General features: G+C 35.2%; 24 protein-coding genes and 1 other RNA gene. 21 read left to right on the top strand and 4 right to left on the bottom strand.

Translation table 11 applies throughout. The features are described from left to right. Nucleotides 1-123 precede the first annotated feature (123 nt). The 3 genes from CD118_RS02850 to CD118_RS02840 are packed head-to-tail and all read left to right on the top strand — an operon-like array spanning nt 124 to nt 1,816. The gene (locus CD118_RS02850) at nt 124-822 is read left to right on the top strand and encodes a DnaD domain-containing protein (protein ID WP_050345617.1); all 699 of its coding nucleotides are present in this window, start codon (nt 124-126) and stop codon (nt 820-822) included. Further along, nucleotides 812-1,480 carry an endonuclease III gene (gene nth, locus CD118_RS02845; RefSeq protein ID WP_050330885.1) on the top strand — a complete coding sequence of 223 codons (669 nt, stop codon included), beginning with the start codon at nt 812-814 and terminating at the stop codon, nt 1,478-1,480. Before CD118_RS02850 ends, nth begins: the two co-directional genes overlap by 11 nt. Before the next feature lie 3 nt (nt 1,481-1,483). Continuing rightward, entirely contained in the window at nt 1,484-1,816 is a 333-nt protein-coding gene (locus tag CD118_RS02840) for a YpoC family protein (RefSeq protein ID WP_050346220.1), read from the top strand. A 93-nt stretch (nt 1,817-1,909) separates the two neighbouring features. Here the strand turns inward: CD118_RS02840 and CD118_RS02835 are convergent, their stop codons facing one another. Beyond that, complete coding sequence (locus CD118_RS02835) at nt 1,910-4,126, bottom strand: transglycosylase domain-containing protein (RefSeq protein ID WP_050330886.1); 2,217 nt, start codon at nt 4,124-4,126, stop codon at nt 1,910-1,912. Beyond that, nucleotides 4,123-4,749 carry a Holliday junction resolvase RecU gene (gene recU, locus CD118_RS02830; RefSeq protein WP_060829909.1) on the bottom strand — a complete coding sequence of 209 codons (627 nt, stop codon included), beginning with the start codon at nt 4,747-4,749 and terminating at the stop codon, nt 4,123-4,125. The genes CD118_RS02835 and recU overlap by 4 nt, the downstream gene beginning before the upstream one ends. A gap of 196 nt (nt 4,750-4,945) precedes the next feature. On the opposite strand from recU, the gene CD118_RS02825 reads away from it, so the two are divergent. The 8 genes from CD118_RS02825 to CD118_RS02790 all read left to right on the top strand — a co-directional run bounded on the left by CD118_RS02825 (nt 4,946) and on the right by CD118_RS02790 (nt 13,741). Continuing rightward, on the top strand, nt 4,946-5,287 hold the full coding sequence (locus tag CD118_RS02825; protein ID WP_060829910.1) for a DUF1798 family protein: 342 nt from the start codon (nt 4,946-4,948) through the stop codon (nt 5,285-5,287). After that, nucleotides 5,280-5,837: an SLOG family protein gene (locus CD118_RS02820; protein ID WP_060829911.1), complete on the top strand. Its 558-nt coding sequence runs from the start codon at nt 5,280-5,282 to the stop codon at nt 5,835-5,837. The genes CD118_RS02825 and CD118_RS02820 overlap by 8 nt, the downstream gene beginning before the upstream one ends. Before the next feature lie 19 nt (nt 5,838-5,856). Further along, entirely contained in the window at nt 5,857-6,192 is a 336-nt protein-coding gene (gpsB, locus tag CD118_RS02815) for a cell division regulator GpsB (protein WP_050331966.1), read from the top strand. A 40-nt stretch (nt 6,193-6,232) separates the two neighbouring features. Next, nucleotides 6,233-6,618: RNase P RNA component class B (rnpB, locus tag CD118_RS02810), an RNA gene on the top strand. Between the two features lie 404 nt (nt 6,619-7,022). After that, on the top strand, nt 7,023-8,150 hold the full coding sequence (locus tag CD118_RS02805) for a THUMP domain-containing class I SAM-dependent RNA methyltransferase (protein WP_060829912.1): 1,128 nt from the start codon (nt 7,023-7,025) through the stop codon (nt 8,148-8,150). Between the two features lie 38 nt (nt 8,151-8,188). After that, nucleotides 8,189-9,106 (top strand): EamA family transporter RarD, encoded by a 918-nt coding sequence (rarD, locus tag CD118_RS02800; RefSeq protein ID WP_103356209.1) that lies wholly within the window; start codon nt 8,189-8,191, stop codon nt 9,104-9,106. A 290-nt stretch (nt 9,107-9,396) separates the two neighbouring features. Further along, nucleotides 9,397-12,852 (top strand): dynamin family protein, encoded by a 3,456-nt coding sequence (locus CD118_RS02795; protein ID WP_103356208.1) that lies wholly within the window; start codon nt 9,397-9,399, stop codon nt 12,850-12,852. 4 nt (nt 12,853-12,856) lie between these two features. Next, the gene (locus CD118_RS02790; RefSeq protein ID WP_060829914.1) at nt 12,857-13,741 is read left to right on the top strand and encodes a 5'-3' exonuclease; all 885 of its coding nucleotides are present in this window, start codon (nt 12,857-12,859) and stop codon (nt 13,739-13,741) included. Between the two features lie 86 nt (nt 13,742-13,827). Here CD118_RS02790 and CD118_RS02785 read toward each other — a convergent pair whose 3' ends face one another. After that, nucleotides 13,828-14,241 carry a ribonuclease HI family protein gene (locus CD118_RS02785; protein WP_050330894.1) on the bottom strand — a complete coding sequence of 138 codons (414 nt, stop codon included), beginning with the start codon at nt 14,239-14,241 and terminating at the stop codon, nt 13,828-13,830. 131 nt (nt 14,242-14,372) lie between these two features. Further along, nucleotides 14,373-15,071, bottom strand: a complete 699-nt coding sequence (locus CD118_RS02780; RefSeq protein WP_060829916.1) for a queuosine precursor transporter — start codon at nt 15,069-15,071, stop codon at nt 14,373-14,375. Nucleotides 15,072-15,281: 210 nt separating this feature from the next. Here CD118_RS02780 and CD118_RS02775 point away from each other — a divergent pair, with 210 nt between their 5' ends. The 10 genes from CD118_RS02775 (at nt 15,282) to CD118_RS02730 (ending at nt 21,389) form a co-directional block, all read left to right on the top strand. Then, nucleotides 15,282-15,467 (top strand): zinc-finger domain-containing protein, encoded by a 186-nt coding sequence (locus CD118_RS02775; protein ID WP_050330897.1) that lies wholly within the window; start codon nt 15,282-15,284, stop codon nt 15,465-15,467. 28 nt (nt 15,468-15,495) lie between these two features. Continuing rightward, nucleotides 15,496-16,611: a virulence factor gene (locus tag CD118_RS02770; RefSeq protein ID WP_103356207.1), complete on the top strand. Its 1,116-nt coding sequence runs from the start codon at nt 15,496-15,498 to the stop codon at nt 16,609-16,611. A gap of 28 nt (nt 16,612-16,639) precedes the next feature. Further along, entirely contained in the window at nt 16,640-17,080 is a 441-nt protein-coding gene (brxA, locus tag CD118_RS02765) for a bacilliredoxin BrxA (RefSeq protein ID WP_050330899.1), read from the top strand. A 285-nt stretch (nt 17,081-17,365) separates the two neighbouring features. Further along, nucleotides 17,366-18,319 (top strand): thymidylate synthase, encoded by a 954-nt coding sequence (locus CD118_RS02760; RefSeq protein ID WP_050345624.1) that lies wholly within the window; start codon nt 17,366-17,368, stop codon nt 18,317-18,319. Between the two features lie 16 nt (nt 18,320-18,335). Beyond that, nucleotides 18,336-18,815 (top strand): dihydrofolate reductase, encoded by a 480-nt coding sequence (locus tag CD118_RS02755; protein WP_060829918.1) that lies wholly within the window; start codon nt 18,336-18,338, stop codon nt 18,813-18,815. A 19-nt stretch (nt 18,816-18,834) separates the two neighbouring features. Continuing rightward, nucleotides 18,835-19,686, top strand: a complete 852-nt coding sequence (locus CD118_RS02750; protein ID WP_060829919.1) for a DegV family protein — start codon at nt 18,835-18,837, stop codon at nt 19,684-19,686. 18 nt (nt 19,687-19,704) lie between these two features. Further along, nucleotides 19,705-20,229, top strand: coding sequence for a peptide-methionine (S)-S-oxide reductase MsrA (gene msrA, locus CD118_RS02745; protein ID WP_050330903.1), 525 nt, complete (start codon nt 19,705-19,707; stop codon nt 20,227-20,229). Beyond that, the gene (msrB, locus tag CD118_RS02740; RefSeq protein WP_050330904.1) at nt 20,226-20,654 is read left to right on the top strand and encodes a peptide-methionine (R)-S-oxide reductase MsrB; all 429 of its coding nucleotides are present in this window, start codon (nt 20,226-20,228) and stop codon (nt 20,652-20,654) included. The genes msrA and msrB overlap by 4 nt, the downstream gene beginning before the upstream one ends. A 13-nt stretch (nt 20,655-20,667) precedes the next feature. After that, nucleotides 20,668-21,168 carry a PTS sugar transporter subunit IIA gene (locus tag CD118_RS02735; RefSeq protein WP_050330905.1) on the top strand — a complete coding sequence of 167 codons (501 nt, stop codon included), beginning with the start codon at nt 20,668-20,670 and terminating at the stop codon, nt 21,166-21,168. Further along, nucleotides 21,168-21,389: a YozE family protein gene (locus CD118_RS02730; protein ID WP_060829920.1), complete on the top strand. Its 222-nt coding sequence runs from the start codon at nt 21,168-21,170 to the stop codon at nt 21,387-21,389. The genes CD118_RS02735 and CD118_RS02730 overlap by 1 nt, the downstream gene beginning before the upstream one ends. The last annotated feature ends 102 nt before the right edge of the window (nt 21,390-21,491 follow it).

The following is a 21,491-nucleotide window of genomic DNA, read 5'->3' as shown; positions in this document are numbered from 1 at the left end:
ACCTCGTTCGGGGGTGAGATGATGAAACCTGTTTTTGAGAGGTTTCTCACTCACTCTTTTTTTATCGCTCATGTTTGATAGATCACCGCGGACTTCATTTAAATATAGTGAGGGGGAAATGGTATGAATGCACGTGAACTTCAAATTAGACCTGTTGTAATTCGATATGAACTCCTTGAGCATTATCAAAATTTAGGTTTGAATGAGAATGACTTAGTGATACTCCTTAAAATTTTGCATGCTTACGAGCGCTCGAATGAACAACCTTCTATAGATATATTAAAAAAAGGGACAACTATGAAAGCATTCGAAGTGACAACCATCATTCAAAAGCTCATTCAGCTGGGTTTGTTAGAAATGAGAGTTGAAAAAAATACAGAAGGTAAATTCACTGAATATATCAACTTAGAAGGTTTCTATGAACAATTTTCGCAAGTATTATCACAAGTTGAACAAACAACACAGTCTACATCTCAAGAAGAGGCTTTTAAACAATTGTTTCGTCGCATAGAAACTGAATTTGGGCGTCCTTTATCGCCTTTAGAAATAGAACATATTAATCAATGGCTAGATGTTGACCATTATGACATCAAAATTATTGATGCTGCACTGAACGAGGCACTTGCACATCAAAAAACATCGTTAAAATATGTGGATAGAATATTATTAAATTGGCAAAAAAATAATGTGACATCAGTAGAAGATACTCAACCCATCCGTGCAAAATTTAAAAAGCAGTCTCAATCTCAGCAACCCATTAAAAAAATAGAAAACCTTCCAAAATTTAATTGGTTGAAAGGAGAGAATCCTTTTGATAAGTAAAAAGAAAGCACTTGAAATGATCGATGTGATTGATCAAATGTTCCCCAATGCAGAATGCGAATTAGTTCATGATAATCCTTTCGAGTTGACCATTGCGGTTTTATTATCAGCGCAATGTACAGATAATACCGTTAATAAAGTTACGCATTCATTATTTCAAAAATATCATACGCCTGAAGATTATTTAGCTGTTGATTTGGAGGAATTACAACAAGATATTCGTTCGATAGGACTTTATCGTAACAAAGCTAAAAATATACAAAAATTAAGTCAATCTTTACTTGATCAATTCAATGGAGAAGTTCCACATACACATGCTGAACTAGAAAGTCTTGCTGGTGTTGGTCGCAAAACGGCAAACGTAGTGATGAGTGTCGCATTCGGCGAACCTGCACTTGCAGTAGATACACATGTTGAGCGCGTATCTAAACGTTTAGGCATTTGTAGATGGAAGGATAATGTAACTGAAGTTGAACGCCGATTAACTTCAATCATTCCAAAAGAACGCTGGACAAAGAGCCACCACCAACTTATCTTCTTCGGCCGCTATCATTGTCTAGCTAAAAAACCGAAATGTGGTGTTTGTCCTTTATTTGATGATTGTCGAGAAGGTCAAAAGCGTTATCGTGCATCGCTTAAAGCAGCAGGAGGGGAATAGGTGATGGAACAGTTAAATCAAATGACTAGTTTAGAAAAAGAATTAGATCAGTTCGCAAAAACTCGTCAAATAGGAAGCGAACAGGCCAAGCCATTACTTGATCATTATTATGCATTATTAATGGACTATTTTTACGTAATTAACCAAGTCGAACCCACTTCATTAGCACAACTTGATTTGGATTCGCTCACAATCGTTCCATTTAATATTGTTGATCGACTTGCATATATCGAAGAAAGAAAGCATCACTATATGGGTTACCAACAAATGAAAACCCTCAAATCAGAACTGATTAAAATGCATGCCGCTTATCGTGCTCGACATCACATTGAGTAATCCTCCTTCTTCATATATTGATTTCAAACATAAATAAAAGACAAAAAATATCCCAGTTTCCTCGCATTGAGTAAACTGGGATATTTGTATGATTTATCGGTTAAAAAGATGACCGAAAAAACCACCATTATTATTTGAGTTATTGTTACCTTGTTGTTGTGGACGGTTACCATTATTCAAATTCTGGCTTTCATTGTTGCTATCACTTGATCCAGATGTTGAATTGGAGTTAGAACCTCCACTTGATTCTGTAAAGTTACTTGTCGTATGGCCATCCGGTGATTTTGATACATATAAACTTTTACCGCTACCACTGACAGAATCAGGACGTTTGAAATCCTCACCATCGTGTGGACTAATTTCACTCATGACATCTTTAAATAGAAGTTGAGGATATTTTTGTTCACTACTGCCGACGAATGAGTTTTCACCATATTGCTTAACTTTGTCAAAGCCCATCCATACTGACATTGTGTATTTAGGTGAGAAACCTGTAATCCAGACGTCTTTAGCGGCTGAGTCAGGTAAGTTATATTGTTGATAGGCTTCTTGACCATATGTGCCTGTACCTGTTTTAGCTGCCATGTGGACACCTGAAACACTGTTACCATAGGCTGAACCATAAGCTTCAAACGTACCTTTTAAAATTTCAGTAATCATATAAGCCGTATAATCACTCATTGCTTTATGGCTTGTATGATCAAATTCAACTGTATCGCCATTTGCCTCTACAACTTTCTTAATAGAGTGTGCTTTATTATAAGTTCCTCCATTAGCAAATGAAGCATAGGCCGAAGCGAGTTGCGTAGGTGAGAATTCAGAAGATGAACCACCTAGAACTTCAGATGGACCAATATTTGAATTTTCATATTCAAGTCCTACTTTCTCCGCAAAATCAGTTGGTGCTTTACTTCCTGCTTGTTCTTTTACTTGTTGCCAAGTTTTTAAAGCTGGAATGTTAAAACTTTGACGTAATGCATCATAAATCGAAACTGTACCGTGACTCTTCTGGTCATAGTTTCGGAATGTACCACCGTCAATATTGTACGACTGCTCATCTTGGATAGAATGGTTTGTCGCCCATTGTAATTTTTCGATAGCTGGACCATAAGCTAAGAATGGTTTCAACGTAGAGCCTGTAGGATGTGCGTCAGTCGCTTGGTTACGCTGAACAACATCTTTATAGTCTCTACCACCAGAAATAGCTGCAAGGGCACCTGTTTTACTATCTACAATTGTTGAACCAACGAGCTGATCATCATTTTTATAATAGCCGCCATTATCAATATGACTTTGTAAAGAATTTTGAGCATCTTTATCCATATACGTATAAATCTTAATACCGCTATTTAATAAATCAGCTAAATTTTCATTTTTAAATTCAGGATTACCCATTAATTCCTGCTTCACAAAATTGACATAAGAATTGTATTGTTGTGAATCATCATCCGGTTTAACTTGACGCTCTTCAGCTGAACGTTGAACTAAGTTCGCTGTAATCGGCGTATCTTGTGCTTCTTTCTTTTGCTTTTCAGTAATACGGTGGTGATAAGCCATTAAATAAAGCACTGTGTCTTTACGCTTTTCAGCTTCTTTAGGATGATCGTATACATTGTATGTGTTTGGAACTTGTGGTAAACCAGCAAGATAAGCAGATTCTGCTAAATTAAGATCTTTCAAGTCTTTATTGAAATAGTATTTTGCTGCGGCTTTAACGCCATAAACACCATCAGAATAATAAATTTTATTCAAGTACATTTGAAAGATCTCATCTTTAGAGTACTCTTGCTCAAGACGATAAGATAAATATGCTTCTTGCGCTTTACGTTCGATGGATTTTTGGTCAGTCAAGAATGTCCGTTTAACAACTTGTTGCGTTAAAGTTGAAGCACCTTGTGAACCAAAACCACCCGATACATTTTTAAGTACAGCGCCAAATAGACGTTTATAGTCTATCGCACCATGGTCATAAAAACGGTTATCTTCAGTAGCAAGTACAGCATCTTTCATCGTATCTGGAACATCCTTTAAATCAACATGCTCACGTCTTGCACCATTATCAAGCGTCTTGACTAAATCGCCATCTTTATCATAAATTTTTGCCGGACTCGGATCTTGTAATTTTGATTCGTTAAAAGCAGGGGCTTTCCACGCATAGTAAGCGAAAAGCAAAACAGCTAATAACGCTAAAATGACAAATGCCAGAACTAAAAAGCTCAGCACCTTAATAATCGTACGCTTAATATTTTTATTCTTTTTTTGACCGGACTTCTTGTTGGCGTGACTAGAAGTCCCTTTCTTTTCCGTCATAAGCGGTCCTCACTTTCATCTAATATCAACTTATCAACTGCATTGAGGTAATCTAATCTGGGTTGATACTGATAAGGAATATAGTAACCATTTTCTTGAATTTCTTCAACCTTAATTGATTTTTTTCCATTTTTTATGTAACGCTCCCAAAATGGAATAAATCGCTTAAACGATAAAAGATAGACTTCATCGATTCCTTTAAAACGAAATAACAAAAATGCAATACCGCCATGCGCCACAACTTGCTCCATATGTTTCACTTGATGTTCATGAATATTTTGTAATGGAAATGACGTTTTATTTTTTGTTTCTTTCGCTTCAAAATCGATATAAAAGCCTTTGTAAACACCATTATAGTCAGTGGTTGAAGGCGTTCTAAAATAAGCCTCTTTTATTACAGCTTGACTCCGCTTAGGATAATCGACTTGAACAATTTGCACAGGTGTCGGTTTCTTGTGTATCACAGCTTTATTCATTCTCAAATAGAACTGATTAGAACGTTCAATGTCATTTTCTAATGTCATCCCACGGCCACCGTATTTTATTTTACTAGAACTATGACGCACAGGGCTTCCGTCTTGAGTCCGACTTGGCTTGAAAGGCTTACCATTTGGATAATTCATTTTTTCACCTACAGTCCATGCTTGCTGTCCTATTAAACATGATAGGATAGGCGTTTTATAAATCAAAAAACGATTCATAAACTGTCATTATTGTAACATAGATAGGTCTTGACCGTTACCCCTAAACATATCTGGTTAAAACTTTGAATTTGAATATGATAAAATCGAGGTAATCTAACATGAGGTGATACCACTTATGCAATCTGCAATCGAAAAACTTCTTGATGACTTGAACCATATCTCTTTACGTTATCAACAGGCTAGAAAAGGACACCAATTTGAATTTTACGAAGACATTGCACCATTTGTTTCTCAAGTTGATCAAGATGTAGCATCTTTAAATTTGTATCAGAATCAAATTCAAAATCTTCCATATTTTAATCGTCAAAAATTTGTGCGTATGCAATCACTTATTTCAGATCTTGCTGTCAGCTGTCACCAATCCACAACAAGTAAAAAAATATTTATAGATCGATTTAAAGCGGTTCAACACGACTTGAATTATCTCATTCAAAATGGTGGTCATAAACATGTATAAAACGATGTATATTACAGGTTATAAATCATATGAACTTCAAATCTTTGATTCTCAAGCAAAAGAAGTGACCTATTTGAAAAAATTTATTACTCAAAAGCTCATTCAATACATTGAAGAGGGACTTAAGTGGGTATTAATACAAGGACAGTTGGGAATTGAAATGTGGGCTGCAGAATGTGTCATTGAACTTAAAAAGGAATATCCAGAGTTAAAACTCGGTGTCATTACGCCTTTTTTAGAACATAACTCTAAATGGAATGAGGCTAACCAATTACAGTACCAACAAATCATAACACAAAGCGACTATGTTAATAGTATTTACCAGTCTACTTATCAAGGCCCTTATCAATTTCAAGCTGCAGATCAATTTATGTTGGACCATACGGATGTCACAGTCTTAATTTATGATGATGAACAAGAGGCAAGCCCTAAGTTCTTCAAGCAGAAGTTAGTTGATTTTGTTGAAAAAACAAACTATACTTGTGATATTGTGACGTTTGACGAAATTATGAGCTTTATCAATGATTTACAATGGTCAGAAGAAATTTAAATCAAATGAGGTGGAACAAATGTCAGATGTTTCGTTAAAGCTTTCAGCAAAAGACATTTATGAAAAAGATTTTGAAAAAACGATGGTACGTGGGTACAGACCAGAAGAGGTTGATGCATTTTTAGACGATATCATCGCTGATTATCAAAAAATGGCAGACCTAAATAATGAAGTGATTAAATTATCAGAAGAAAATCACAAACTGAAAAAAGAAATTGAAGATCTACGTATTCGTGTTGCTTCAAGTAGACCTCAAGATAATAAGAGTTTCGCTAACCAAAGTTCAACTCAAAACAATAACGTAGACATATTAAAACGTATTTCTAATTTAGAAAAAGCGGTCTTTGGAAAATAGTCATTGCTTTTAAGATTAAAAATGCTATAATTTTTAAGGATATTTCGTGTAATCGCTATATGGTTTACATATAGAGGAAAGTCCATGCTCACACAGTCTGAGATGACTGTAGTGTTCGTGCTTGATGAAACAATAAGTCAAGGCAATATCAATGATATTGACGGCAATGAACTAACCTAAGTCATTAGATAAGGTTATATTAGTTTGAAAGTGCCACAGTGACGTAGCTTTATTAGAAATAATAAAGGTGGAACGCGGTAAACCCCTCGAGTGAGCAATCCAAATTTGGTAGGAGCACTTGTCTAACGAAATTCAACGTATAGACGAGGAAAGGTAATTTCCCTTTCAGACAGATGATTACAACTGGCGTACCAGTGCTACTAGTGCACGTAATGAGTACAATAGTACAGAACATGGCTTATAGAAATATCTCAACTAGTTCGGGCTGGGACATCGAGTTCCAGCCCTTCATTTATGTAAAAAATAAATGAAGTAGCTTAATCGTATGTTAAAATAAAGTCGTGTTAAAAATTCACTAAAAAATTTTAATAGATTACAAAATAATAGTTAAAAATAAATCGCATACTTAAAAATGACGATTAAATTTTTAACTTGCTATGTTGTAGAAGGAAAGCGTAGGAAAATAGAGGTTTATAGGACGAGCCTTTCTTTTGAATCATAATATTATTTCAGAAATTAAGGGCCGTTGACTTAATCACGTATACCTTTAAGTCAATCTCTTTAAAATCCTAGTCTTCCTTACATGCCGGGGGAGGACTTGATATTTTATAGGCAGTTTAATTCCAATTATGTATGTTAGGAGAATGATTGTGTATCAATTATTAGCAGTTTGTCCAATGGGGCTTGAATCGATTGTTGCCAAAGAAGTACAAGAGTTAGGATACGAAACGCGCGTTGAAAATGGACGCATCTACTTTCAAGGTGATGCATCTGCATTAGTTAAAGCCAATCTATGGTTGCGTACAGCAGATCGTGTCAAATTAATTATCGGTCAGTTTGAAGCAAAAACTTTCGACGATTTATTTGAACAAACTAAAAATCTTCCGTGGGAAAACTATATTTCTGAAAACGGACAGTTTCCAGTGCAAGGTCGTAGCTTAAAATCGACGTTACATAGTGTTCCAGATGTCCAAGCCATTACTAAAAAAGCAATTGTTGAAAGACTTAAAAAAGCGTATCAAGTGTCGGGCTGGTTAGACGAAAGTGGTGCGAAATATCCTGTAGAAGTCAATATTTTAAAAGACCGCGTTCTTTTAACAATTGATACATCAGGTTCCGGGCTTAACAAACGCGGTTATCGACTCGCTCAAGGTGAAGCACCGATTAAAGAAACATTAGCCGCTAGCTTAGTCAAACTTGCAAACTGGAAAGGTGATACACCATTAATTGACCCATTTTGTGGTTCTGGCACTATCGCAATAGAAGCTTGTTTAATCGCCCAAAATATTGCACCTGGCTTTAATCGCTCTTTTGTATCAGAACAGTGGGATATGATTCCTGAAGGGCTCTTTGATCAACTGAGAGATGAAGCAGATCAACAGGCTGACTATGATAAAGAAATAGAAATCTACGCTTCAGACATTGACCCTAAAATGGTTGAAATCGCAAAACGAAATGCTGATGAAGTAGGGATTGGCGATATCATTCAATTCGAAGTTAAAGACGTCAATACTTTAACAATAGCGCATGAAGGGCCAATTGGACTAATAGGAAACCCGCCTTATGGTGAACGTATTGGTGATCGCGATGAAGTAGAAGCTATGTATCGCTATTTAGGTACATTACTGCATCAAAATCCTCAACTTTCACTGTATATTATGACAAGTCATAAAGCATTCGAACATTTAGTTAATCGTAAAGCAACAAAACGACGTAAACTTTTTAATGGCTATATCGAAACGACTTATTATCAATATTGGGCAAATAAAAGTGAATAAGCAATTCATGAAAACTTTTTTAGAAAAGAGGGACTGATTTGTATCAAGATCAGGCGTTTAAACGTGGGATTTTTTATTCAGTAATATCTTATGTCATGTGGGGGACACTCCCACTCTATTGGACATTAATTCGTGGGATAGATGCGACTGAAACGTTAATGTTTCGTATTGTATTATCACTCATATTTATGGTTATTTTAATTCCGTTAATAGGCCAACAAAAGCAAGTCTATCAAGATTTTTCAAATTTAATCGCTCAACCACTCAAACTTTTTATCATTATACTAGCGGGATATGTTGTAGCAGTGAACTGGGGGACATTTATCTTTGCAGTTAACTCTGGTTATGTGCTACAAACAAGTTTAGGTTATTACATTAATCCGCTAGTCAGTATTTTACTCGCAATGATCTTTTTTAAAGAACGTTTTAATCGTTTAGAGTGGCTTGCAATTCTCTTTGCTGCTTTAGGTGTCGTTTATATGACCATCAAAGTAGGAGAATTCCCAGTCATTTCTTTACTTTTAGCTTTTTCATTCGGCATATACGGCCTACTCAAAAAATTAGTACCTATGCCTGCAGTAAGTAGTATTACGATTGAGTCATTAGCAACTGCACCGATGGCGTTAATCTATCTTATTTATCTTGGACAAACATCAGGGTTAAGTGTCGGAATCAATACGTCATCATTTTGGCTCCTTTTTTCAGGTGCAGTAACGGCGATACCCCTTCTTGCTTTTTCAGAAGGCGCGATTCGTATTCCGTTGTCGCTCATGGGCTTTATTCAATATATCGGGCCGACGCTTATCTTTATACTTGGTATTTTTGTGTTTAAAGAGCCATTTAATATGGATCAGTTTATTACATTCTGTTTTATTTGGACCGGCATTCTGATTTATGTCATTTCCCAATTACTCAAAATGAAACGTCGTCCAAAGCCGCTTGAATTCCAAGAATAGATACTATTTGATGCTGTATATTAACTCATTAGCATATTCAATACGCTGCAACGTTACATTCATGTGACGTTGTTTTTTTAATCTGCATTTTAATACAAAGTAAGCGTTAACGAGATTGGGATTAATAGGATAAATAAAAACCTTTCATAATGTTTTGACTTCATCATAATGTGTTCCTATCGTTATGCAGGATGCTTTAGGTGATAAAATAAGTATGACTGTACAATGTTACAATTAAATTCATATAATAGAACTAAAGAGTGCTTTATAAACAAGGGGAGTCAGTTTACATGCAGAACCAAGAAGAACTAGATATTTTATATAAATTAAAAAAAGAAGTAGAAAAATCAGATCATCATTCTTTCGTTCAGACTATCAATCAAATGATTAAAAAAGTTTACTTAAATCAATATACCGTGACCTTTGTAGGCCACTTTTCATCTGGAAAATCAACAGTCATTAATCGCCTTATTGGTCAGGAGATATTACCCAGCTCACCGGTTCCAACCACTAGTAATACCGCACGAGTGACTGTTGCTGAGCAATCGGGTATGACCGCGAATATTGAAGGTCAAAAATACACCCTCCTTCAAAATTATGACGAAGTTAAAGCGATGAATCGAGAAAATTATCAAGTTGAATCCATTGATATTCAAATACAAAGTTCAAAGTTCAATAATGGCTTCACTTTTCAAGATACGCCAGGTGTAGATTCCAATGTACAATCACATAGTGCGCAGACCGAGCAATTTTTATATACAAGCAACATTGTTTTTTACACGGTTGATTATAATCACGTTCAATCTGCTTTAAACTTCAAATTTATGAAAAGATTAAATTATGCAGGTATTCCGGTTGTCTTTGTTGTTAACCAGATTGATAAACATAATCATCAAGAAATCGACTTTGAAGCTTTTCAACGTCGCGTGCAACAGTCGATTCAAGAATGGGATATTCAACTTTTGAAAACATTTTATATTACTAAATTTGAGCATCCTTATAATGAATTTGATGCCCTTTCATTATTTATACAAGAACAAGATCAACATAGAGAACCCGTCAAAGATTATGTTGCTCGAATGAAAGACTTTATTCAACAGCATCAAACAGATTATTTACAGCAAGAAATGCAGTTGCTTCTAGAACGTTTGAATATCACGCCTGAACAATTTGATCAAGCGTATCAAACACATCAGAAAAATGAAATGATAAGTGAAGAAGCCCAACTTTTAAACACGCCTTCAGCCCTCAAGCAATATCTAAAAGATAAACGCAGATCTATTATCGATAATGCTTATATTATGACGCATGACATGCGTGAAACTATTCGTTTTTATTTAGAAAGTATGACTAAAAACTTTAAAGCAGGGGGACTTTTTAATAAAAAAAGAAAAACAGAGGAAATTCGCTCTACACGCCTTAATGACGTCATGCAACAGCTGCAAAAGCGGATTGCGCATCAAATTGAAAAGCCTATGCAAGATGACTTGTCATTTTTGACACGCTTTATCAATAATACACAATTGAATCAGCAAATTTTAAAGCAACACATTGAAATTCCTGAAAGCCTCATCACTGAACTTTATCAAACACAAATAGAAATTACGAATCAGTATGTGCTTACTTTCTCAGAACACTTAATGAAAGAAATCAAGCAATATATTTTGAAAATGTCTGAGCCTTTAGATGAAGAAATTATTGCAAATGTTCACGCGGAAGAACATTTAGTTGAAGATTCCACTGATATTCAAGACTATAAGCGCTATATAGATTTGCGGAAATTAAAGCAATCACTAGAAACAGAAAACTATCGCCATTACTATATTCATATGTCAGACTCTCTTGACCAACTGATTGATCGGACACGCATTCATTTCCAACCGGAAAAGAACGTATCTGGCTTAACAAATGAAACCGATAATTATCAAGTTGCGATCACAAATGAGCGAACTTTGCATACAACTCAAATCCAACAAGGTTTAGACGTCGTTCGCAACATCCCACTCTTTAAATCGAGTGTCAAAAACATTGAAGATACATTAACAAGAATGACTCAACAAAAAATTAAAATAGGCGTTTTCGGTACATTCAGCGCTGGAAAAAGTAGCTTGATTAACGCGCTACTAGGTAAAGCTTATTTAACAAGTTCGCCTAATCCTACCACTGCCGCTACGACAGAAATATCATATGGGTCCCATCACAGTGTTACATTTAAAACACCTGATGCCTTATTAGCAGACATTAATGATATGACCCAACTGATGGACGATCAATTTGATTCCATCGCTTCATTTTTAAATACAAATCTTGAACAATTAAAAACAAAGATTGATAAAAATAGTCTTGCTTTTATTAACGCAGTAGAAAAAAATTATGATTTATACCAATCCTATATCGAAAAGGGCATAGAACATCCCATAGATGCTTCAGAAATTTCAAAATGGAGTGCGGAAGATGAATTTGCTACCTTTGTACAAATGGTGCACCTACGTCTACCCATACCTTGGCTAAAAGACAAAGTGATAATTGACTCACTAGGTTTACATTCTAATAACCAGCGACACACGAATGAAACTGAAAAGATTTTGACAACATCAGATCTTATTTTATATGTGAGTTATTTTAACCATGCGTTTACACAAAATGATCAAGCTTTCATACAACATATGAAAGATATGAATCAATTGAAAGCCAATCAGTCCTTTAAAATGGTCATTAATGCTGTTGATTTAGCTGAAAACCATGTTGATCAACAAGCAGTATATGCATATGTCAAAGATGCGTTGTCTAAAGTCCAAATGAACCCTGATATCTTTATGGTATCGAGTCGCACCGCTTTAGAGACGGGTGATGAAGGGATTCACACGTTAAAAGAAAGTATCACACATTTTGCTGAAGTCGATTCTAAATCACTTTTAGAACAGAAAATGTATGATCAATTTGCTTATATTAAGGAAGCTTACGAAACAATCATCAGTGATTTTGAAACCAATACGCAACAAATGCATCAGACTAAACAACAACTTGAACACATGCGCCAAGAAAAACTATTTAAAACTGAACTAATTCAATCAATTGCACAAAAGACCTTTAATGAAATAGAAGATCAAATTTATCATTTAAATGAGCGCTTAAAAATCCAATTAGCAGATGATGTTAAAGCGATTTATAATGGCCAAATGACAAATACCAATCATTTTAATGAAGAAAAAAGACGAAGCACAAAATCATACCTTGACCAAATACACCAAAAACTCTTTTTAGAACAAACATTGTTAATAGAAAGAATTAAGCATTTCTTTAATCAAGCATTACAACAAGAAATGGCACCTAAAATTAAAATACTTCAACAGTATCGAATTATTATACCTGATTACGAAACAATCCAGATTGAACCGTATGAAAAGTCCATTTTAACGCTAGAATTACAACAAATGGTTAATCAATTACCTAAGCAGCTGACAAAGCGAAACCTTTTACAGCCTAAAGTACAAAAACAAATCCAATCAGAAATCAAAGTACACACGATTAACTTACTTCAGCCAAAGTTGACTGAACTACGAAAAGTGTTAGAATCGCTGTTAGACCAACTCACTTCAAAAGCAATTGAAGCGATTGAAACGGCAGAATTAGAAGCACAAAATGAAATCAATGCTATCCTTGATTTCAAAGTTGATGATGCACTTATCAATCAATTAAAAATAAACACGCCAAAATTAGCACAAATTTTAAACTTAAAGGACTGAAACGATGACTCAAAAACTTTTACTTATAGACGGCATGGCCTTATTATTTCGCCACTTTTATGCGACGAGTATCCATAAAAATTTTATGCGAAATTCAGCAGGTGTCCCTACAAATGGGACACAAGGCTTTGTCAGACATGTTTATAGCGCGATTCGTGATATCCAACCTACACATGTCGCAATTTGCTGGGATATGGGGAAGGCGACATTTAGAAACGAAATGTATAAGAATTACAAACAAAACCGCCCAGAACCACCAGAAGAATTAATCCCTCAATTTAATCATGTCAAACATATTTCACAATCACTCGGCTTTTTAAATATAGGCGTTGAAAACTTTGAAGCCGATGACATTATCGGTACACTCGCACGTTCTTTTTCAGAGTCTGAAGAGTATCACGAAGTTTATATTGTGACAGGTGACCGCGATTTACTTCAATGTATTAATGAAAATGTCAATGTTTGGCTGATTAAAAAAGGATTTAATGAATATCACAAATATAATCAAGCCCGCTTTGAAGCGGAATATGGTTTAAAACCGCAACAGCTTATTGATGTTAAAGCTTTTATGGGAGACACAGCTGATGGATATCCTGGTGTCAAAGGAATCGGAGAAAAAACAGCTATTAAATTGATTCAACAATATGATTCAGTTGAAAATGTTATCGAAAACCTTGCAAAGTTAACACCGGGTCAGCAGAAAAAAATCCATGAACATTTATCTGAACTTCAACTGTCTAAACAATTGGCAACGATAGAGTGTTACGTTCCTATCGAATGGACTTCATTACTTGAATCTATGGCACATCAAGTCGAACTTAACCACGTCCTTTCAATTTGTGATCAACATGAGCTTTTTGTCTCGAAACGATTTATTCAGCATTTATAGCATATCTTCAGAATGAGGCATGGATGTCAATATTACAAAAAAGTACCGAGATTAACTTATGAAAAACAGTTAATCTCGGTACTTTTTCATTTGGATGAATCAGACTGTTGCTTAATTGTTTGGTATAACTTATCTTGTGCTAATTGATTTGCTGCTTTATTTTGCTTTCTTGGAACCCATTTCACAAAGCAAAGCGCAAAATGGTTTGATTCATTTAAGTAACTCGCAAGATAAGCTTTAAAGCGCTTATTTTTAACATACTCTCGATTCACAGCATCTTCGATAAGTTGTGAATCCGTATAGATCAGTGCAGTCTCGATATTTAACGCTTTTGCCTGTTCCATTGCAAACAGGAGCGCCTCCCATTCTGCAGTATGATTGTCCATCATCCCTAACACTTTAGTGGCTGTATAACGCTCATGTTCATCTACAATCACGACGCCACATGTGCTTAGACCCGGATTGCCTTTCGTTGCTGCATCAAAATGTATTTTCGCCAATAGAGCTCACCACACTTCAACTTCTTTAAGATTAAATACGATATCGTATTACATTATTACAGAAATCTTCACCCGCAAGATTAATGACCAATTCAAAGTCATTTTCAATTTTAAATTAACACGATTGCTGATCAATAGCCATCATCTTTAATTTTACCTTTACGATAAAGTGATTTTGCCCAATAACCAAATGGCACATTCAAAATTGTAGAAAGCAATTTTAATAAATACGTTGTTATAAATATTTCAAATATAACAGGATTAGGTAGACTGCCATAAAAAGCGATGAGCACAAATAACGCAGTATCAAATATCGAACTTAACGTTGTACTTCCATAAGCACGTATAAAAAATGTGCGATCCGATTTAAATATTCTCTTGATGACATTAAATATGAAGACATCAATATGTTGACCAATGATATAAGCAATGATTGAGGCAAATGCAATACGAGGTACGACATCAAAAATAGATTTCAATGCATTTTGTGCCATATCCGCATCACTTGGTTGAAATGATAGGGAGATTTGCATGACGATAATCATCACTAAAGTGGATGAAAAACCTAACCAAACTGCTCTTTTAGCAACTTTACGGCCATAAATATCATTCAATACATCAGTTGCAAGATAAATAGAAGCAAACATAATGTTACCTAAAGTGGCTGAAATCATAAATATATCCACCGTTTTCAATACTTGGATATTCGCAATAATAGTTCCTATCGCGACCCACGCATATAATCCGGCCTTACCAAATAAACGAAACATTAAAACCATTAATATAAATGTAACTAAAAACGCGACTAAACCTAGCCATTCGTTATACAATGAGAATCCCTCCTAAATTTTGTTAAAGCGGGTGTTTAGAAACCGCTCAACGATATAACTTTACTATTATAAGCAAACCCTGTTGTATTTTCAAGATAGGTTTTTCTGAAAGGATTGAGGGAATCGATAAGTTTAAACATTTCAATGTACCTATCAATCATGTTAATATAGTGAATATTGTATGCATTATATTTTAAAGAGGTGAATTTTGTGCTCACTGAATCTAAGAGAAATGCTATTGCCGAGATTGACCAACTCTCTCAGCAATATTGTGAGCAATGTCTTGTTAAATCATACATTCGAAAAGTAAAAGGGAAGACACAAGCACATCACTTCTGCATCAATGAATGTTCAATTGGAAAGCAAATTCGACAACTTGGAAACGAGTTGCAATAAATGTCATGATTTGATGAGGAGGTTTTTTATGGAAATTGTTAAGGTAGAACCTACGCCTAGTCCCAATACCATGAAAATTGTTTTATCTGAAACAAGGGAAGGTCGTCATTCTACGACTTATACGAAAGTTAAAGAAGGACAACCTCCCTTTATCAATGCTATTTTGAAAATAGAAGAAGTTAAATCTGTTTTTTATGTGTTAGATTTTATAGCGGTTGATAAAACACCTAAAGCAAATTGGGAAGATGTTTTGCCTAAAGTCACTGCGACGCTCAATCATGATCAGCAAGATTCTCTTTCTGAAATTCAACCGGACTCACATTTTGGGGAAATTAAAGTAGAAGTACTAAAGTTTAAAGGAATCCCATATCAGGTTAAATTAACTACAGGGGAAAAAGAGTATAGAGCGCAATTAGAGGATCGCTTTGTCAATGCGATGCTTTCTACACAATTACCTGAAGATAACGTCGTATTTTTACGCAAATGGGCATCACTAGGTGTAAGATATGGTGATATCGAAGACGTTATGGCAGAAGTCATTGAAGAAATGCACGCAGTTTATCCTCAACATGTTTTAGACCAATTGGTTGAAGAAGCTAAAAATACTAATATCACCGTTCCTAAAAAGCATTATACTCATGTTTCTTTAGAGACATATCAGCAAACAGTGGATTGGAAAACACGTCTACGGATGCTTAAATCTTTTCCAACGCCAACCGCAGACGACTATCCTTTACTCGATGTGGCATTAACTGAAAGTAAAGTACCATTAAGAAGAGAAGCTGTTGTCTTACTGAGTATGATTGAAGACAAAGCCACACTTCCATACTTATATAAAGGTTTAAGAGATCAAAGCCCAGCAGTTAGAAGAACAGCAGGAGACAGTATTAGCGACTTAGGCTTTAAGGAAGCTTTACCAGAAATGGAACGAGCGCTCGACGATCCACAAAAAATAGTGAGATGGCGTGCTGCAATGTTTCTTTTTGATGAGGGCGGTCCTGCACAATTGGATAGTTTAAAAGCGCATCAAGACGATTCGGCGTATGAAGTAAAGCTCCAAATTGAAATGGCGATTACGCGTATTGAAAATGGAGAAGACGCGCTTGGATCTGTTTGGAAGCAAATTGCAAATCGAAATCAATAAATGATTAAATAGAGGGAGTGTATTTATAATGAATGCATATGACGCTTATATGAAAGAACTTGCTGCACAAATGAGAGGCGAGTTAACAGAAAATGGATTTGAAAGTTTAGAGAGTGAAGCGGATGTTAGTGAATATATGGCAAATGTGGAAGACGATTCAACGACATTTGTTGTCATCAACTCAACTTGTGGTTGCGCAGCAGGACTTGCGCGTCCAGCAGCAGTGGCTGTCGCTGAACAAAATGAAAACAAACCTAATCATAAAGTAACAGTATTTGCCGGTCAAGACAAAGAAGCAACAGCTAAAATGAGAGAATATATTCAACAAGTACCATCAAGTCCATCATTTGCACTATTTAGAGGAACACAACTTGTGCACTTTATGCCACGTGAACATATCGAAGGTCGAGATATTAATGATATCGCCATGGATATTAAAGACGCTTTCGATACACATTGCCAAGCATAACTTTTTAACAAGGATTGAAACATGCCAAACAAATGCTGTTTCAATCCTTTTTGACGTTCAATAGTAGCGACAGGATATTATCATCTAATAACTCATTGCGACAAATGGAAGGTAAGGTTTCATTAATTAGAAGTAAGCAAAGGCGTCAGACAGGCAAGTAAGAGTATACGTTTATCTAGAAACCAATCACTGGCCAGTAAGCATCTCTTGTCAACAACGTTGTTTTTATTTTTCAAATAGTTAAAAATCGTCTATTATATATACTAAGAGAAAGAGGTGAATGTCATGAATCCATTTGATCAAGCGTATCACAGCTTATGTGAAGAAGTATTAAAAATTGGAAATCAACGTGATGATAGAACAGCCACAGGCACCATTTCTAAGTTTGGTCATCAACTTCGATTCGATCTTTCGAAAGGGTTCCCGTTACTCACTACTAAAAAAGTTTCGTTTAAGTTGATTGCTACTGAATTAATATGGTTTATTCGAGGCGATACAAATTTAAGATATCTTTTAAAATATAATAACAACATATGGAATGAATGGGCATTTGAAAAGTATGTCCAAAGTTCAGACTACCACGGTCCAGATATGACTAATTTTGGTCATCGTGTCCAACGTGACTCAGAATTTGCAAAAATATACCAACAAGAGATGAACAACTTCAAACATCAAATATTGAACGACGATGCTTTCATGGAAAAACACGGAGATTTAGGTAATGTCTACGGTAAACAATGGCGTGATTGGATTGGTGCCGATGGGCAGCATTATGATCAACTTAAAACAGTTATTGAACAAATTAAGACGCAGCCTAATTCGAGACGTCATATTGTGAGTGCTTGGAATCCATCAGAAATTGAAACAATGGCTCTTCCGCCATGTCATACACTATTTCAATTCTATGTAGAGAACAATCGATTGAGTTGCCAACTCTATCAAAGAAGTGCTGACATCTTTTTAGGTGTTCCATTTAATATTGCAAGCTATAGTCTGTTGACGCATCTTATCGCAAAAGAATGTCAATTAGAAGTAGGTGAATTTGTTCATACTTTTGGAGATGCGCACATTTATAGCAATCATATAGAAGCGATTCAAACACAGCTTGAACGAACAAGCTATGCACCACCTCAGTTAAAAATTAATTCTGATTGCTCGATATTTGATATAGAATATGAAGATTTAGAGATTGTTAATTATCAATCACATCCAGCAATAAAAGCACCGATTGCTGTATAAATAAAGGAGCAAACAAATGACACTATCTATTTTAGTCGCACATGATCAACATCGTGGTATTGGATTCCAAGGGCAATTACCTTGGCATTTACCTAATGATTTGAAGCATGTCAAAAAATTAACCACAGGGCATACACTTGTTATGGGACGCGCCACTTTTGAGTCAATTGGCAAGCCACTACCTCAACGTAGAAATGTTGTGTTGACTCGAAATAAGGACTTCCATCATGATGGCGTTGATGTGATACATGACATTGATGAGATACAATCCATTAAAGACGAACATGTTTTTATATTTGGCGGACAATCTTTATTCGAAACATACATCGACAAAGTTGACGACATGTATATCACAGTGATAGATGATGAATTTCAAGCAGATACTTTTTTTCCCCCTTATACATTTGAAGAGTGGAAAGTCGTTTCTGCAGAAGAAGGTACAGTAGACGAGAAAAACAAGTACCCACATACATTTTTACATTTGACTCGAAAGTAAATCTTGGAGGTTTCATACTATGCAACAAATTATTGTTACTGATTCAACATCAGACTTAGAACTATCATTTTTAAAACAACATAATATTCACGTCGTTCCATTAAGCGTTACAATTAATGGCGATTCTTACGAGGATCAAACTGAAATTACAAATGAATCTTTTTCTCAATACTTGGGTAATGATGAAAATGATCTTAAAACAAGTCAACCTCCAATCGGAAAATTTGTAGAGAAATATGAGGAACTTGCTCAAACTGGCGCTGAAATTATTAGTATCCATCTATCTTCAGGTTTAAGTGGCACTTATCAAACGGCTGTCCAAGCAAGTGAAATGGTTGATGCTAAAATTACTGTCATTGATTCAAAATCAATTTCGTTTGGTTTGGGCTATCAATTGAAATGTTTAACACAATGGGTTGAAGCTGGCTTTTCAACAGAAGAAATCCTTAATAAACTAAAAAAATTACAAGAAAATATCAAGTTATATGTCATTATCGGTCAATTAGACCAACTGATTAAAGGTGGACGCATTAGTAAGGCAAAAGGCCTGATTGGTAACTTTATGAAAATCAAGCCAATTGGTGAACTTGTAGATGGTAATTTAGAAATGATTCATAATGCACGTACACAAAATGCATGTATTAAATTTATACTGAAAGATTTAAAATCATTTATCGGTGATAATGCTATTGAATCCATTGGTATATCGCATGCAAAAGCACAAGATTTTATGGATAAATTTAAAGAAAAATTAGACGAAACATTTAATATACAAAAATTTGAATTTGGACATACGACGCCCGTGGTTTCTACGCATACAGGTGCGGGTGCAATTGGTTTAGTTGTCTTGAAAAATTCTAAAGACTTATAAAACACGGAGGTGTCAGAAATGGCGATAGCAACATTAGCAGGCGGATGTTTTTGGTGCCTCGTAAAACCATTTACATCATATGACGGTGTTAAGAGCATCACTTCTGGTTATAGTGGTGGCACTGTTGAATATCCAACTTATGAAGAAGTGTGTACGAATACAACCGGACATGTTGAAGCTGTTCAAATTGTATTTGATGAACAAGTGATATCTTTTAGTGATATATTAGATATTTATTTTAAAACATTTGATCCTACTGACAAAAATGGACAATTTTTTGATAGAGGGGAAAGTTATCGACCTGTCATTTTTTATCATGATGAGGTACAGAAAGAAAGTGCACTGAAGAAAATTGATGCGCTAAATGAGGCAAAAATATTCGATAAACCTGTCGTCACACCGGTAGAACCTTATAAAAATTTCTATCCAGCAGAAGACTATCATCAAGATTATTATAAAAAACATCCCGTTCATTATTACCAATATCAACGTGGATCTGGTAGAAAAGCATTCATCAAAAAACATTGGGGTGATCAAGCATGATTAAAAAAGATAAAAAGGATTTAACTGACTTAGAATATCTCGTAACACAACAAGATGGGACAGAACCTCCATTCCGAAATGAATATTGGAATCATTATGAAAAAGGCATTTATGTGGATAAAATTTCAGGGAAACCACTGTTTACATCCGATGATAAATTTGAATCAGATTGTGGTTGGCCTAGTTTTTCAAAAGCCATTGATGATCAAGATATTATAGAACTTGTCGATAAATCTTTCGGAATGATTCGAACAGAAGTCCGTTCTGAAGATAGCAACAGTCATCTTGGTCATGTCTTTAATGACGGTCCAAAAGAACGTGGTGGATTACGTTATTGCATTAATTCAGCAGCAATTCAGTTTATTCCTTATGAAAAACTTGAAGCACTCGGTTATGGTGATCTCGTAAAACTTTTTGATAAATAAAGGAGTTAACAAGATGTTCAAAAAACTTTTCGGTAAGAATAACGAAGCAAGCAAAGATATTACGGTTTATGCACCTATTAGTGGAGAACTTGTAAAAATCGAAGACATTCCAGATCCAGTTTTTGCTCAGAAAATGATGGGAGAAGGGTTTGGCGTGCAACCTATTGAGGGTACAGTTGTTTCACCTATAGATGGTGTTGTAGATAATGTTTTCCCTACTAAACATGCAATTAGTTTAAAAGCTGATAATGGCCTTGAAGTGTTAGTTCACATTGGCTTAGATACTGTTCAACTTAATGGTGAAGGATTTGAAGTTTCAGTTGAAAGTGGTGATCGAGTGAAAATGGGTGATGCGCTCGTATCGTTTGATTTAGAATTTATTAAACAGAACGCTAAATCTACTGTTTCTCCAATTATCATTACCAATACTGCTAGCACGGAATCAATTCAATTTGAAGAGCCATCACATCTGAGCAAAGGTGAAACTTCAGTGATAGAAGTGAAAATGAAATAATGAAAGATGCATCATTTTATCAATTCGCATTAACTGTACGTGGCCGCAAAGATGCACAAGGAACACTCGCAGAAATGATTTTTGAAGATTTATCATTTCCTAAATATGAGAAAAGTTTCGATGTATTGTCCGAATATATTGAAACGGAAGGTAATTATACTTTACCTATGTCTGTCTTTGATGATTTATATGAAGAATATCAAGAATGGCTACAATTTTAATGTGATGTATATCTTTCCACATATGCGTTTTAAGGGTGCGGACGAGCAATGTCTCACCCTTTTTCCTTTTAGTAATCAGAAAATCAAATAAGAAGGTGAATT

The sequence above is a fragment of the Staphylococcus coagulans genome, assembly GCF_002901995.1.
Classification (GTDB): Bacteria; Bacillota; Bacilli; order Staphylococcales; family Staphylococcaceae; genus Staphylococcus; species Staphylococcus coagulans.
This window is presented reverse-complemented; position numbering and strand designations above follow the sequence as displayed.